Annotated in this window: 12 protein-coding genes and 3 tRNA genes; 8 read left to right on the plus strand and 7 right to left on the minus strand. The window is 72.0% G+C overall.

Annotated elements, in window-relative coordinates:
• Positions 1 to 57: 57 nt before the first annotated feature.
• The 3 genes from purL to purS are packed head-to-tail and all read right to left on the minus strand — an operon-like array spanning position 58 to position 3,253.
• Positions 58 to 2,316 (minus strand): phosphoribosylformylglycinamidine synthase subunit PurL, encoded by a 2,259-nt coding sequence (gene purL, locus ABZ887_RS08715; RefSeq protein WP_361284787.1) that lies wholly within the window; start codon positions 2,314 to 2,316, stop codon positions 58 to 60.
• The gene (purQ, locus tag ABZ887_RS08720; RefSeq protein WP_361284790.1) at positions 2,313 to 2,993 is read right to left on the minus strand and encodes a phosphoribosylformylglycinamidine synthase subunit PurQ; all 681 of its coding nucleotides are present in this window, start codon (positions 2,991 to 2,993) and stop codon (positions 2,313 to 2,315) included. Before purQ ends, purL begins: the two co-directional genes overlap by 4 nt.
• Entirely contained in the window at positions 2,990 to 3,253 is a 264-nt protein-coding gene (gene purS, locus ABZ887_RS08725) for a phosphoribosylformylglycinamidine synthase subunit PurS (RefSeq protein WP_097253685.1), read from the minus strand. The genes purQ and purS overlap by 4 nt, the downstream gene beginning before the upstream one ends.
• Before the next feature lie 345 nt (positions 3,254 to 3,598).
• Here purS and ABZ887_RS08730 point away from each other — a divergent pair, with 345 nt between their 5' ends.
• The 8 genes from ABZ887_RS08730 to ABZ887_RS08765 all read left to right on the plus strand — a co-directional run bounded on the left by ABZ887_RS08730 (position 3,599) and on the right by ABZ887_RS08765 (position 8,157).
• On the plus strand, positions 3,599 to 3,916 hold the full coding sequence (locus tag ABZ887_RS08730) for an Lsr2 family protein (RefSeq protein WP_355713692.1): 318 nt from the start codon (positions 3,599 to 3,601) through the stop codon (positions 3,914 to 3,916).
• A gap of 134 nt (positions 3,917 to 4,050) precedes the next feature.
• A tRNA-Gly gene (locus tag ABZ887_RS08735) sits at positions 4,051 to 4,122 on the plus strand.
• An 80-nt stretch (positions 4,123 to 4,202) separates the two neighbouring features.
• Positions 4,203 to 4,278: transfer RNA gene (locus ABZ887_RS08740), tRNA-Gly, on the plus strand.
• Between the two features lie 152 nt (positions 4,279 to 4,430).
• Positions 4,431 to 5,354: an ABC transporter ATP-binding protein gene (locus tag ABZ887_RS08745; RefSeq protein WP_361284794.1), complete on the plus strand. Its 924-nt coding sequence runs from the start codon at positions 4,431 to 4,433 to the stop codon at positions 5,352 to 5,354.
• Positions 5,351 to 6,160, plus strand: coding sequence for an ABC transporter permease (locus tag ABZ887_RS08750; protein WP_361284797.1), 810 nt, complete (start codon positions 5,351 to 5,353; stop codon positions 6,158 to 6,160). Before ABZ887_RS08745 ends, ABZ887_RS08750 begins: the two co-directional genes overlap by 4 nt.
• A gap of 19 nt (positions 6,161 to 6,179) precedes the next feature.
• Entirely contained in the window at positions 6,180 to 7,451 is a 1,272-nt protein-coding gene (locus tag ABZ887_RS08755) for a histidine kinase (protein WP_361284800.1), read from the plus strand.
• Positions 7,448 to 8,062: a response regulator transcription factor gene (locus ABZ887_RS08760; RefSeq protein ID WP_189262722.1), complete on the plus strand. Its 615-nt coding sequence runs from the start codon at positions 7,448 to 7,450 to the stop codon at positions 8,060 to 8,062. The genes ABZ887_RS08755 and ABZ887_RS08760 overlap by 4 nt, the downstream gene beginning before the upstream one ends.
• A gap of 22 nt (positions 8,063 to 8,084) precedes the next feature.
• A tRNA-Gly gene (locus ABZ887_RS08765) sits at positions 8,085 to 8,157 on the plus strand.
• 105 nt (positions 8,158 to 8,262) lie between these two features.
• Here ABZ887_RS08765 and ABZ887_RS08770 read toward each other — a convergent pair.
• From ABZ887_RS08770 to purD, 4 genes are all read right to left on the minus strand, one after another.
• The gene (locus tag ABZ887_RS08770; RefSeq protein WP_361284803.1) at positions 8,263 to 9,162 is read right to left on the minus strand and encodes a phosphoribosylaminoimidazolesuccinocarboxamide synthase; all 900 of its coding nucleotides are present in this window, start codon (positions 9,160 to 9,162) and stop codon (positions 8,263 to 8,265) included.
• A 119-nt stretch (positions 9,163 to 9,281) separates the two neighbouring features.
• Positions 9,282 to 10,778, minus strand: a complete 1,497-nt coding sequence (locus ABZ887_RS08775; RefSeq protein ID WP_361284806.1) for a N,N-dimethylformamidase beta subunit family domain-containing protein — start codon at positions 10,776 to 10,778, stop codon at positions 9,282 to 9,284.
• A 328-nt stretch (positions 10,779 to 11,106) separates the two neighbouring features.
• Positions 11,107 to 12,969: a hypothetical protein gene (locus ABZ887_RS08780; protein WP_361284809.1), complete on the minus strand. Its 1,863-nt coding sequence runs from the start codon at positions 12,967 to 12,969 to the stop codon at positions 11,107 to 11,109.
• Positions 12,970 to 13,266: 297 nt separating this feature from the next.
• Positions 13,267 to 14,529: a phosphoribosylamine--glycine ligase gene (purD, locus tag ABZ887_RS08785; RefSeq protein WP_361284812.1), complete on the minus strand. Its 1,263-nt coding sequence runs from the start codon at positions 14,527 to 14,529 to the stop codon at positions 13,267 to 13,269.
• Between the last annotated feature and the right edge of the window lie 98 nt (positions 14,530 to 14,627).

Genomic DNA, 14,627 nt, shown 5'->3' on the forward strand with positions numbered 1-14,627 from the left:
GCCCCGCCTGTTGCCTGAGCAACGGACGGGGCCGCCCGGAGAACCTCTCGCCCCCGGCTACGCCAGCAGCGCCTCGATCGTGCCCTCGTGCGCCTCGCGCAGTTCGGTCAGGGGGAGTTCGAACTCGCCCTGGATCTCCACCGAGTCGCCGTCCACGACACCGATGCGGGTGACCGGAAGGCCGCGCGCGCCGCACATGTCGTTGAAGCGGACCTCCTCGGAGCGCGGGACGGCCACGATCGCGCGGCCGGCCGACTCGGAGAGGAGGAAGGTGAAGGCGTCGAGGCCGTCGGGGACGACCAGTCGCGCGCCCTTGCCGCCGAGCAGCGCGGACTCGACCACGGCCTGGATCAGACCGCCGTCGGACAGGTCGTGCGCCGAGTCGATCATGCCGTCGCGGGAGGCGGAGATCAGGATCTCGGCCAGCAGACGCTCGCGCTCCAGGTCGACCTTCGGCGGCAGGCCGCCGAGGTGGTCGTGGACGACCTGGGACCAGGCCGAGCCGCCGAACTCCTCGCGGGTGTCGCCGAGGAGGTAGAGCAGCTGGCCCTCCTCCTGGAAGGCGACCGGCGTGCGGCGGGCCACGTCGTCGATCACGCCGAGGACGGCGACCACCGGGGTCGGGTGGATGGCCGCCTCGCCGGTCTGGTTGTAGAGCGAGACGTTGCCGCCGGTCACCGGGGTGCCCAGCTGGAGGCAGCCGTCGGCGAGGCCGCGGACCGCCTCGGCGAACTGCCACATGACCGCCGGGTCCTCGGGCGAGCCGAAGTTCAGGCAGTCGGAGACGGCGAGGGGCTTGGCGCCCGTCGTCGCCACGTTGCGGTAGGCCTCGGCCAGGGCCAGCTGGGCACCCGCGTACGGGTCGAGCTTGGCGTAGCGGCCGTTGCCGTCCGTGGCGATGGCGACGCCGAGGCCGCTCTCCTCGTCGACGCGGATCATGCCGGAGTCCTCGGGCTGGGCGAGGACGGTGTTGCCCTGCACGAAGTGGTCGTACTGGGAGGTGATCCACTTCTTGGAAGCCTGGTTGGGGGAGCCCACCAGCTGGAGGACCTGCGCGCGGAGTTCCTCGCTGTCGGCCGGGCGCGCGAGCTTGTTCGCGTCGTCCGCCTGGAGTTCGTCCTGCCAGGACGGGCGGGCGTAGGGGCGCTCGTAGACCGGGCCGTCGTGGGCGACCGTGCGCGGGTCGACATCGACGATCTTCTCGCCGTGCCAGAAGATCTCGAGCCGGTCGCCGTCGGTGACCTCACCGATGACGGTGGCGATGACGTCCCACTTCTCGCAGATCTCCAGGAAGCGGGCGACCTTGGCCGGCTCGACCACCGCGCACATGCGTTCCTGCGACTCGCTCATGAGGATTTCCTCGGGCGAGAGGGTCGAGTCGCGCAGCGGGACGTCGTCGAGGGTGACGGTCATGCCGCCGGAGCCGTTCGAGGCGAGCTCGGAGGTGGCGCAGGACAGGCCGGCCGCGCCGAGGTCCTGGATGCCGACGACGAGCTTCTCCCGGAAGGCCTCCAGGGTGCACTCGATGAGCAGCTTCTCCTGGAAGGGGTCGCCGACCTGGACCGCGGGGCGCTTGGAGGGCTTCGCGTCGTCGAAGGTCTCGGAGGCGAGGATCGACGCGCCGCCGATGCCGTCGCCGCCGGTCCGGGCGCCGTACAGGATGACCTGGTTGCCCGCGCCGGAGGCCTTGGCGAGGTGGATGTCCTCGTGCCGCATGACGCCGATGGCACCGGCGTTGACCAGCGGGTTGCCCTGGTAGCAGGCGTCGAAGACGACCTCGCCGCCGATGTTGGGCAGGCCCAGGCAGTTGCCGTAGCCGCCGATGCCGGCGACGACACCCGGCAGCACGCGCTTGGTGTCGGGGTGGTCGGCGGCACCGAAGCGCAGCGGGTCGACCACGGCCACCGGCCGCGCGCCCATCGCGATGATGTCGCGGACGATGCCGCCGACACCCGTGGCCGCGCCCTGGTAGGGCTCCACGTACGACGGGTGGTTGTGCGACTCGACCTTGAAGGTGACCGCGTAGCCCTGGCCGACGTCGACCACGCCCGCGTTCTCGCCGATGCCGACGAGCAGGGCGTCCGACTGGGGCGCCTTCTCGCCGAACTGGCGGAGGTGGACCTTCGAGGACTTGTACGAGCAGTGCTCGGACCACATGACGGAGTACATGGCGAGCTCGGCGCCGGTCGGGCGGCGGCCGAGGATCTCCACCACCCGCTCGTACTCGTCCTTCTTCAGGCCGAGTTCGGCCCAGGGCAGCTCGACGTCGGGGGTCGCGGCCGCGTGCTCGACCGTGTCCAGAGGCGTCCGGCTCATGCGCCCACCAGCTTCTTGAGGATCGAGGTGAAGAAGGGGAGGCCGTCGGTGCGGCCCGTGCCGATCAGCGGCTCGACGGCGTGCTCGGGGTGCGGCATGAGGCCGACGACGTTCCCGGCCTCGTTGGTGATGCCGGCGATGTCGCGGAGCGACCCGTTGGGGTTGAAGTCCAGGTAGCGGAAGACCACCCGGCCTTCCGCCTCCAGCTTGTCGAGCGTGTACTCGTCGGCGACGTACCGGCCGTCCATGTTCTTCAGCGGGATGTGGATCTCCTGGCCCGCGCGGTAGTCGGCCGTCCAGGCGGTGTCCGCGTTCTCCACCCGCAGCTTCTGGTCGCGGCAGATGAAGTGGAGGTGGTTGTTGCCGAGCATCGCGCCGGGCAGCAGGTGCGCCTCGGTGAGGACCTGGAAGCCGTTGCAGATGCCGAGGACCGGGAGGCCGGCCTTCGCCTGTTCGATGACGGTCTCCATCACCGGCGAGAAGCGGGAGATGGCGCCGGCCCGCAGATAGTCGCCGTAGGAGAAACCACCGGGAAGAACCACCGCGTCGACCTGGTGGAGGTCCTTGTCCTTGTGCCAGAGGGCGACCGGTTCCGCACCCGCGAGGCGGATCGCGCGCTGGGTGTCACGGTCGTCGAGGCTTCCCGGGAAAGTGACGACGCCAATACGAGCGGTCACTTCGCCGCCTCCGCGACTTCCTCCACCTTGACGGTGAAGTCCTCGATCACGGTGTTGGCGAGGAAGGATTCCGCAAGATCGTGGATGCGGGCGAGCGCGGCCTCGTCGACCGGTCCGTCAACTTCCAGTTCGAATCGCTTTCCCTGACGTACGTCGGCGATGCCCTCGAAACCCAGGCGCGGCAGCGCACGCTGGACCGCCTGGCCCTGGGGGTCGAGGATCTCCGGCTTGAGCATGACGTCGACTACGACGCGTGCCACTGGCACTCCCGGTGTTGTGGTGCTGACTGCTGTGCCTTCAGACTACCCGCACAAAATTTCTACGCGGGTAGAGTTGTAGGAAACTACGTGAGCCGCATCACGATCGGGTGACAGCGGCGGATCCTCACGAAAAGTTCTGGGAAAGTTCCCCGGGTTCGCCCGTGACATCTATTGCGCCGGGACACGCCGGACGGATTTAGTCGGGCTTCACTTTGTATTGCCAGGCACTGTACAAATGAATTGGCAATAGCCGATACTCGGCACGTCATCTCCCGCCATCGCGGTCATCGCCGATGTGCCGACGATGAGCTGTATAGACGTGCCACACGAAGGGACCGAATATTCGTGGCGCAGAAGGTCGTGGTCACTCTCTTTGACGACATCGACGGCTCGGAAGCGGCGGAAACGATCGCCTTCGGACTCGACGGCAAGTCGTACGAGATCGATCTGAATCAAGCGAACGCCAAGAAACTGCGCAAGGCCCTGGAGCCGTACCTTGCGGCCGGCCGCAAGCGGTCGAAGTCGGGCAAGGCGTACAAGCAGACGGAGGTCGCCCCCGACCCGGCGGCCGTCCGCGCCTGGGCGCAGGCGAACAAGATGGACGTCCCGGCCCGCGGACGCATCCCGAAGAAGGTGTACGAGGCGTTCAGCGCCGCCCAGTGACAGGACGGCCGGCTGCCCTCAGGGTGCGTCAGCCGCCCCTGGGGGCAGCCGACTTGCGCTACCCCCCTGCTGATCAGCTAATGTCTGGAGCACGCCGAGGGACACGGTCGAAAGCCGGGGCCCACGGAGTACACGCGGGTGTAGTTCAGTAGTAGAACATCCCCCTTCCAGGGGGAAGGCGCAGTGTGCAATTCCTGTCACCCGCTCTGCACCGCCGGTCCTGAGCAGCTTGTGGATCAGGTAGGCTGGTGCTCGCACCGATCGGTGGGAGCCGGTCGGGAGCAGTGCGGACGTAGCTCAGTTGGTAGAGCGCAACCTTGCCAAGGTTGAGGTCGCGAGTTCGAGCCTCGTCGTCCGCTCCAGCTCATAGAGGAAACCCCAGTCATATGACTGGGGTTTTTTCGTGCGCCCACCCGCACCCACACCCGCCGAGGCTGTTCACTCTGACATTTGTCATGGCGAGTGATGACACCGCGCACTGCTCCCGGACCCCGGCGGCGGAGACGCTGGAGTCATGGACTACGAACACGTGATTGAGGTCACAGATCTCCGTCGTGTCTACGGGGGCGGGTTCCAGGCGGTCCGCGGAATCACCTTCTCCGTGGCCCGCGGGGAGATCTTCGCGCTGCTCGGCACCAACGGTGCCGGAAAGACATCCACGGTCGAACTGCTGGAAGGACTCGCCCCGCCGGACGGGGGCAAGGTCCGGGTGCTGGGCCACGATCCGCACCGGGAGCGGGCCGCCGTACGCCCGCGCACCGGCGTGATGCTCCAGGAGGGCGGCTTCCCCTCCGAGCTGACCGTCGGCGAGACGGTACGGATGTGGGCCGGCTGTACGACCGGAGCCCGGCCCGTGGCCGAGGCGCTCGGCCTGGTCGGGCTAGCGGGCCGGGCGGAGGTCCGGGTCAAACAGCTCTCCGGCGGGGAACGGCGCCGCCTCGACCTGGCACTCGCGCTGCTCGGGCGGCCCGAGGTGCTGTTCCTGGACGAACCGACGACCGGACTCGACGCCGAAGGGCGCCGGGACACCTGGGAGTTGGTGCGCGCGCTGCGTGACGCCGGCACCGCCGTCCTGCTCACCACGCACTACCTGGAGGAGGCCGAGGACCTCGCCGACCGGCTCGCGATCCTGCACGAGGGGCGCATCGCCGTCACCGGCACTCCGGCCGAGGTGACCGCGGACCGGCCCGCGCGGATCTCGTTCGACCTGCCCACCGGGTACTTCCTCGGCGACCTGCCGCCGCTCGCCGCACTGGGCGTGTGCGGGCGCGAGGCCGAGGGCCGGGCCGTACGGCTGCGGACGCGCGAGGTGCAGCGGACCGCCACCGGGCTGCTGACCTGGGCCGAGCGGACGGGGGTCGCGCTGGAACGGCTGGAGGTGCGGTCGGCCTCGCTGGAGGAGACGTTCCTGGGGATCGCGCAGGAGGTGGCCGCATGACCGCCCCGAACGCGCCGGCTCTCGGCGGGCGCCGGGCGACGGGCACCGCGGTCCGTCGCCGGCTGGCCGCCCTCGCCCGTGCCGAACTGCTGCTCCTCGGCCGCAACCGCGGCACGGTGCTCGTCGCGCTGCTCGTGCCGCTCTCCCTGCCGATCACCGTACGGCCCACGTTCGACCAGCTCGACGTCAAGGGGAAAGGACTCAACACCGGCATCCTGATGCTGACCGCCGCGATCGGCTTCTCCTTCCTCTTCGCCGTGTACACCTCCCTGGTGAGCGCCTACGTGGCCCGCCGCGAGGAACTCGTCCTCAAGCGGCTGCGCACCGGCGAGCTCGCCGACGCGGAGATCCTGGCCGGCACCGCCCTGCCCGCCGTCTGCCTCGGCCTGGCGCAGGCCCTGGTCCTGACCGTCGGCTGCGCGGTGCTGCTCGACGCGGGCGCGCCCGAGGCCCCGTACCTCACCGTGCTGGGGCTGCTGGCGGGCCTGCTGATCAGTGCCGCGCTCGCCGCGCTGACCTCGGCCTTCACCCGGACCACCGAGAGCGCCCAGGTCACCGCGCTGCCCGTGGTCTTCGTCTCCATGCTGGGCTCGGGCATCGCCGTCCCCGCGGACGCCCTGCCCGACCGGGTGGCCGAGGTCGGCGAGTTCCTCCCGCTCTCCCCGGCCGTCCGGCTGGTGCGGGCCGGCTGGACCGGCGAGCTGACCACGGGCCAGGCCCTGGGCACCGTCCTCGTCGCGCTGGCCTGGACCGTGGTCGCGGTGTTTGCTGTACGGCGGTGGTTCCGCTGGGAACCTCGACGCTGAGGGCGGGGACGGGACCGGGATGAGCGGGGCAGCAGGTGGCTGGTGGCGGGGGAAGACCACGCCCGCCAAGGTCGAGACGTACACGCGGTGGTCGTTCCACTTCTTCGCGGTGATCGAGGTCGCGGCGATCGGGCTGCCGGCCTTCGCGGAGGCGGGGACGGGGGTGGCCGGCTGGCTGGTGGGGATGGTCGTCGTCCACGCGCTGCTCTGCGCGGTGACCGCCTCCCGGGCACTGGACTGGACGCGGGGTCGGCGGGAGCGGCCGGTGCGGCTGCTGTGGGTGCTGACCGCGGCGAGCTGCGTCTTCGCCGTCGCGGCTCAGATCCTGCGCAGGCACGGCGGCGGAGGTGACGGCACTCAGAGCGCGACGGCGACCGTCTTCGCCATGATCCTGGCCTTCGGGGCCGGGACCATGGCGCTGGGCGTGCGCGACCGGCGGCGCGTGGTGGCGCAGACCGCGGGCTTCGCGTGCGGGGCGGCCGTGGTGTCCCTGCCGCTGGGCGTTCCCGGGCCCGAAGCCGTGGTCACGGCGTTCGTGGTGTTCCTCTCCGGCAGCTTCCTCGCCGCCACCTCGGTCTTCTCCGTCTGGCTGCTGAACGCCGTCTACGAACTCGACGAGGCCCGCGAGACCCGGACCCGGCTCGCCGTCGCCGAGGAACGGCTGCGGTTCGGGCGCGATCTGCACGACGTGCTCGGCCGGAACCTCGCCGTCATCGCCCTCAAGAGCGAGCTGGCCGTGCAGCTGGCCCGGCGCGAACGGCCCGAGGCCGTGGAGCAGATGATCGAGGTGCAGCGCATCGCACAGGAGTCGCAGCGGGAGGTCCGCGATGTCGTACGGGGGTACCGGGACGCCGACCTGGGGGTCGAACTCTCCGGTGCGCAAGGGGTGTTGACGGCGGCGGGGATCTCCTGCGAGGTGACCGGCGACACCGGCAGGCTGCCCGCCGAGGTCCAGTCGGCGCTCGGGTGGGTGGTGCGGGAGGCGACCACCAACGTGCTGCGGCACGGGGACGCGGGGCGGTGCTCGGTGGGACTGCAGGTGCGGGAGGGGTGTGTGGTGCTGACGGTGGAGAACGACGGGGTGGTGGCTCATGGGAGTGGCGCGGGCCCGGACCGCGGCGGGAACGGGGGCTCCGGGCTGGCCGGGCTGCGGGAGCGGCTCGCGGTGGTCGACGGGACGCTGGAGGCAGGGCCGGTGGGAACGGACGGGTTCCGGGTGGTGGCGTCGGTGCCGCTGTCCGGTCGTACGGATGATGCGTCTGATGCGCGTGTGAGTGGAGTCACGTCATGACGTCTCCGGTACGGCTGTTGCTCGCGGACGACGAGCATCTGATCCGGGGTGCGCTGGCCGCACTGCTCGGTCTCGAGGACGACCTGGTCGTCGTCGCCGAGGCGGCCACCGGCCCGGAGGCGCTCGCCATGGCGCGGGCCCACCGTCCCGATGTCGCGGTGCTCGACCTCCAGATGCCCGGCGCGGACGGTGTGAGGGTCGCCACATCGCTGCGCGCCGAACTGCCCGGCTGCCAGGTGCTGATCGTCACCGGTCATGGCCGGCCCGGCCATCTGAAACGGGCGCTGGCCGCCGGTGTGCGGGGGTTCGTCCCGAAGACGGTGAGTGCGCAGCGGCTCGCCGAGATCATCCGGACCGTGCACGCCGGAAACCGCTACATCGACCCGGAGTTGGCCGCCGACGCGATCTCCGCCGGGGACTCGCCGCTGACCGCGCGGGAGGCCGAGGTACTGGAGCTGGCGGCCGACGGGGCGCCGGTCGCGGAGATCGCCGAGCGGGCCGCGCTGTCGCCGGGGACCGTGCGGAACTACCTCTCCTCGGCCGTCACCAAGCTCGGTGCGGAGAACCGTCATGCGGCAGTGCGTCTCGCGCGGGAGCGAGGTTGGGTATAGTTGCTCTCGCGCCACGGCGCATGCGGACGTAGCTCAGTTGGTAGAGCGCAACCTTGCCAAGGTTGAGGTCGCGAGTTCGAGCCTCGTCGTCCGCTCAGAGGAGAAGGCCCCCGGTTTCCGCCGGGGGCCTTCTGCGTACGCGGCCCTGCCTGTTCCCGGGCCGTCCGTTCCCGGGCCCTGGGGCCCGGGAGCCGCGTCCGTCACGACCAGGTGTTGCCCGTCAGCCGCTCGTACGCCTCGATGTACTTCGCGCGGGTCGCCTCGACCACCTGCTCCGGCAGCGGCGGCGGGGGCTGCTCGCTCCTGCGGTCCCAGCCGGACTCGGCCGAAGTCAGCCAGTCGCGCACGTACTGCTTGTCGAACGACGGCTGGGCGCGGCCCGGCTGCCACTCGTCGGCCGGCCAGAAGCGGGACGAGTCCGGGGTAAGGACCTCGTCGGCGAGGACGAGGGCATCGTTCTCGAAGCCGAACTCGAACTTCGTGTCGGCCAGGATGATCCCCCGGTCCCGGGCGATGTCCCGCGCCCTGCCGTACACCGCGAGGGTGGCCTGGCGCAGCTGGGCGGCGGTCTCGGCGCCGACCTGGCGGGCGACCTCCTCGTACGACACGTTCTCGTCGTGCTCGCCGACCTCGGCCTTGGTGGCGGGGGTGAAGATCGGGGCGGGCAGCTCGGAGCCGTCGACCAGGCCCTCGGGGAGGGCGAGGCCGCAGACCGTGCGGGACTCCTGGTACTCGGCGAGGCCGGAGCCGGTGAGGTAGCCGCGGGCCACGCACTCGACCGGGAGCATCTTCAGGGACTTGCAGATCAGGGTGCGGCCCGCCCAGTCGGCGGGGGCGCCCTCGGGCAGCTCGGTGCTGATGACGTGGTTGGGGGCCAGGTCGGCGAGCTTGTCGAACCACCACAGGGAGAGCTGCGTGAGCACCCGGCCCTTGTCGGGGATCTCGGTCGGCAGCACCCAGTCGTACGCGGACAGGCGGTCGCTGGCGACCATCACGAGGTCGCCGGCCGCGTTCTGGTACAGCTCGCGCACCTTGCCGGTGTGCAGATGCACCAGACCCGGCACCTCGACGGGCTCGGGCTTTTCGACGAATCCGGACACGGTTCCTCCCCGTGGTTCTGTACAGGTGCCCACGATTCTCCCGTATGCCGGGTTGCGCACGGACAGCGGGGCCGCGCGGACACCTGTACGGGGCGGTCGTGCGGTCGGTCGCGCGCGCATCAGTCGTGCTTGCAGATGCGGTCCAGGAGGTTGGCGGTGGCGCGCTGGACCCGGGGGTCGACATGGCCGGGGCGGTCCAGGGCCGGGGACCAGGCGAAGGTGCCGGAGGCGAAGACCAGGGCGCCGGAGGGGGCGCGGTAGAGGGAGGTCTCCTGGTGGCGGAGCGCGCCGTCGTTGTCCGTGTAGGGGGAGTGGGCGAGCAGGATGCGCGCCTCGTGCTCGGGCAGCGCGGTGCGCGGGAAGTAGCGGTCGGCCTCGCCGGCCACCAGGCCCGGGAGTTCGTCGCCCTCGTGCGCGCCGGTGGCCTCCCAGAGCCAGTGCCCCGCGTTGCGCACGATCAGGGGGGACGGCTCGGGCACCCGGCCCGCGTACTGGATGCCGACCGTCTGCTGTTCGGGCCGGTCGATCTCGCGCCAGAGCGCGGGCTTTCCCGGGCCCTTGCGTTTTCGGCAGGTCAGCAGGCGGTTCGCCACCCCGGACGGCGAGGGCCCCAACTCCACCTGCCAGTACATGGTGTTGGCGGAGAGGAAGACGAGACTGGTGCCGCTGTCGCGGGCCAGTTCGACCGTGCGGCGCATCTGCGGGGACCAGTACTCGTCGTGGCCCGGGAAGACCAGGCCCCGGTAGCGGGCGGGGTCGATGCGGCCGGCGTGCAGGTCGCGGGCGTCGGCGTAGGCGAGGTCGTAGCCGTAGCGCTCGGCCCAGCGGATGAAGTCGTAGGCGTGGCCGACGTGCAGCGGCAGGCCCGCGCCCGCGTACGGCCGGTCGAAGGAGACGGTGGTCGCCGCGTCGGCCTCGCCGAGCAGCCGGCCCCGCTCGTCCCAGGCGTGGTAGAGGCTGGCCCCGGTGCGGCCGTCCTCCGGGTAGAGGTTGTACGCCTGCCAGGTGATGTCCGGCAGCAGGAGCAGCAGGTCGGCCGGGTGGTTGTCGCGGATCGTGAACGGCACGTGCGAACGGTGGCCGTCGGCCGTGGTGAGCACGGCGACGTACGCACCGATGCTCCAGTACGACGGGACCTGCAGCCGCCAGGACAGCCACCAGTGGTGGCAGGAGACCGTGCGGTCGGCGGCCAGCGGCGGGGGCTGGACGATGCCGGACAGCCGGGGGCTGGTGGTGATCTTGGACGCGCCGTCGCCGCCGTAGTGGCCGATGCGGTAGATGTCGACGCTGAACTCCTGCGGCGGGTCGACGGTGATGTGGAAGTCGACGGCCTCGCCCGGGGCGACCGCGCCGGTCGAGGTGAACCCCTTGATCTGGCGGTGCACGTCGTCCGCCGAGCGCGGGCCGCCGACGGCGGTGCGCGGTGCGGGGACCCTGGGGTTCTCGCCGGTGGGCTGCGGCCGGCTGGGGTCCACGTACCAGGGGACGACATGACCGGTGTCGTCGAAATAGGTCTCGCTGCCACGCAGCCAGGGGACGGGCCCCAGGCCGAAGGGGTCCGTGACGGCGTGCGCGAGTGCTCCCGACTCCCAGCGGCGGATGTGGTCCGATGCCATGGTGGCTCCCCTCCCTCGTGCCCCCGTGAAGTGTGCTGATACGAGCCGATGTGCGATGTGTACGCGGTTCTTTTCCTGTTGCGCGCTCTTTCCCCGTTGCGCCTGGCCGTTCCTGGTCGTGCCTGTTCGCGCCTGGTTGCGTACGGTTCTGATCCCGGTCGCGGTGTCGGGCCGCGCCGTGACTGTGGCGTCTGTCTTATGTCGGATGCGCTTGCCACATCCGCGAACGGTCCCAGCACATCACATAACGCACGCGTCCGGTCACGGTTCGTTGCGAATTTGCCTGAAGTGGAACACTTTGCTCCGCTAAAGCGTCGAAACGCCGAGGTCAGACGAGTCGGACCGGTTTCTCGGGACGTATTCCGGACTCGACCAGCCAGGCCCGCAGCGGGGCCGGGTCTCCCTCCTCGACGAGGCTGAGGACTCTGGACGTCAGGTCGGCGGCCCGCTCGCCGTCGACCAGCAGGGACGGGCCGTCGAGCCAGTCCAGGCCGGGGGTGGCTCCGGCGGTGTCCACGGCCGCGCAGCACACCATCGCCTTGACGTGGTCGGCGAGGAGCTCGCGGGCGGTGCGCGGGGGCTGGAGCGGGAACAGGGGCAGTGCGCCGTCGTCCCAGAGGGGGCTGCCGGGGCCGGCCTGGCCGGCGGAGGCAGAGGCGGGGGCCAGGACGGGGCTGCCGGGGCGCGCGGCGTCGGCCGCCTCCGCGCGCTCCTCGCGGGCGAGGGCCGCGGTGAGGCCGGCGGCGAGGGCGGCGCTGCGTTCGGTGCCGGTGGGCTCCTCCGCCTCCTCGTCGTAGCCGGGGATGTGGGGGTCCTCGTAACCCGGGGTGCGAGGGTCCTCGTGACCAGGGGTGTGGGGGTCCTCGTCGTACTCCGAAGGGCACGGGCGGTGCCTGCCGGGGGCGGACGGGTCCGTCAGGTGGTCCAGGACCCGGGCCAGGGTGGGGCCGCCGGGATCCGGGGCGGCGGGGTCCAGGGTGGCGCGGACGCCGAGGGCGTCCAGGACGCGGTGCAGGCGGGCCGCCTCGGTGCGCCAGGTGCGGTCGACGACCTCGTCCGGATACTCCTGCCAGTCCACCGGCGACCAGGCCGGTCCGGGCTCGGCGGGGCCGCCGTGGAAGAGGCGGGCGGCGAGCAGCGAGGCGGCCTCGTCCACGAGGCCCGGCTCCTCCAGCAGGTCGCAGGCGGGCCGCTCGCCCAGCCGGGAGGCGAACCCCTCGGCCAGCCGGTCGCGCCGGGACAGCTCGGTGAGGGCCGCGACCACGCCCGCGTCCAGCCGGGACGGCCAGCGGCCCATCCGCCAGGCGGGCAGCGCGACCCGGGTGAGCAGGCGGTCCCAGCCGGCGTAGGCCAGGCCGACCTGCTCCTGGGCGACGATCCGCAGGCCGTAGTCCACGGCCTGGGCCCGCTCGGCGGCCGCGGCCGCGACCCCGCGCTCCATCAGCGCCGCGTGCTCCCGGCAGCCGCGCAGCAGCATCCGGGCCACCCAGCCGACGCCCACGCAGAGCAGTCGGGTGCCCGGACATCGGCCGGGCGTCGCGGACACGGCCACCGCCGCGTCCAGGCCCCGTACGAAACGGCGGGCGGCTGCTATGTCCGGGTGCGCCGAGGGTCCCGTACCGGCGACGACCGGGGCGAGGACCGCGCGGAGCTCGCCGACGCGCATCCACCACAGGAACGGGGAGCCGATGACGAGGACGGGGGCGGCCGGGGTGCGGCGGTGCAGACCGGGGGTGCCGAGCTCATCGCCGCCCTTGGGCGCGGGCGGGCCGTGGGCCGGGTGGGTGCGGTCCTCCAGCCAGCTGTCGCAGTCCGGGGTGAGCGCTATCGCGGAGGGCGCCGGCACGTCCAGGCGGTCGGCGAGGTCGCGCACCATCCGGTACAGGTCCGGGGCGGACTCCTCCGGGACCGGGACCGTCGGGGTCACGGCCGGGCGGGCGCGGGCCACGACCAGGGCGATGCCGGCGGCGGCCAGCAGCACGAGCACGGCGAGGACGCCGACGATCCAGCGGGTGGTGTCCCAGCCGCGGCCGACGAAGTGGCCGGTGGAACCGCCGGTCAGCAGGATCACCGTGGCCGCGGCGGGGAGCAGGGCCACGGCGAGGGCCCGGCCGCGGATGCGCAGCACGGCGAGGGCCCGGGTGCGCGCTGCCTGCGCTCCCGCCTCCGCACCGATACCGGTACTGGTCACGTCCGGACCTCACCCCCTCCCTGCTGTCCTCGGCCTGTCCTGGCTGTTGCTCACTCCCCCACTGTGGCACCCACGACTGACATCGCAATGCCGGTGGGCCAAGTGCCGGAACGCCTGCGCCGCACCCTAGTTGGGGCCTCGGCCTCCGTCAGCCGGATGGGGCATCGGTCACTCGATGGAATGGCTTTGGTCAGAGGTGATCGACAGAAAGCAACGATCAGGCCCCGGATTTCGGGTCCGGGGCCTGATCAGGGACGGGTCTGCGGGGAGGAGCGGCAGGGAGGGGCGGCGGGTGGCTCAGGCCTCCTGGGCCTGGGCTGCCGCCTTCGCGGCGATGTCCGTGCGGTGCTGGGAGCCGTCGAGGCCGATCCGCGCCACCGCCGCGTACGCCCGCTCACGGGCCTGGGTCAGGTCCTCGCCGGTCGCCGTGACGGAGAGGACCCGGCCGCCGGCGCTGACGACGTCGTCGCCGGCGCGCTTCGTCCCCGCGTGCAGGACGTACGCGTGCGGCGCGTCCTCGGCGGCGATCGCGTCGAGGCCGGTGATGGGGTCACCGGTGCGCGGGGTGTCCGGGTAGTTGTGCGAGGCGACGACGACGGTGACGGCCGCGTCGTCGCGCCAGCGCAGCGGCGGGAGGTCGGCGAGGGTGCCGTTCGCGGCGGCGAGCAGGACACCGGCCAGCGGGGTCTTCAGGCGGGCGAGGACCACCTGGGTCTCCGGGTCGCCGAAACGGGCGTTGAACTCGATGACCCGCACGCCGCGCGAGGTGATCGCGAGGCCGGCGTAGAGCAGCCCGGAGAACGGGGTGCCGCGCCGCCGCATCTCGTCGACGGTCGGCTGCAGGACGGTCTCCAGGACCTCGTCGACGAGCTTGGGGTCGGCCCAGGGCAGCGGGGAGTAGGCCCCCATGCCGCCCGTGTTCGGCCCCTCGTCGCCGTCCAGGGCTCGCTTGAAGTCCTGGGCGGGCTGGAGCGGGAGGACCGCCTCGCCGTCGGTGATCGCGAAGAGGGAGACCTCGGGGCCGTCCAGGAACTCCTCGATGACGACGCGGTCGCAGGCGGCGGCGTGCGCCTTGGCGGCGTCCAGGTCGTCCGTGACGACGACGCCCTTGCCGGCGGCGAGCCCGTCGTCCTTCACGACGTACGGGGCACCGAAGGCGTCCAGCGCCTCGGCGACCTCCTCGGCGTTTGTGCAGACGTACGAACGGGCGGTGGGCACCGCGGCCCCCGCCATCACGTCCTTGGCGAACGCCTTGGACCCCTCGATCAGGGCGGCCGCCCCGGAGGGGCCGAACACCGGGATGCCCGCCGCGCGCACGGCGTCGGAGACCCCGGCGACGAGGGGGGCCTCCGGGCCGACGACGACCAGGTCGGCGCCGAGTTCCAGGGCGAGCGCGGCCACGGCCTCGCCGTCCAGGGCATCGACCTGGTGCAGCTCGGCCACCTCGGCGATGCCGGCGTTGCCGGGGGCGCAGTACAGCGCGGTGACGTCGGAATCGAGGGACAGGGAGCGGCACAAGGCGTGTTCGCGGGCGCCGCTGCCGATGACGAGGACCTTCACGGGGGCCAGCGTAGCTGGGTGGGCCGACTGGAGGATTCTCCAAGGGGGCTCGGCCGAGGAGTGGCCGCCTGCTGAGGTGCCCGCCCCCTTGGGGGCTG

This window comes from Streptomyces sp. NPDC047061, from assembly GCF_040643955.1.
In the GTDB taxonomy this organism is placed as follows: domain Bacteria; phylum Actinomycetota; class Actinomycetes; order Streptomycetales; family Streptomycetaceae; genus Streptomyces.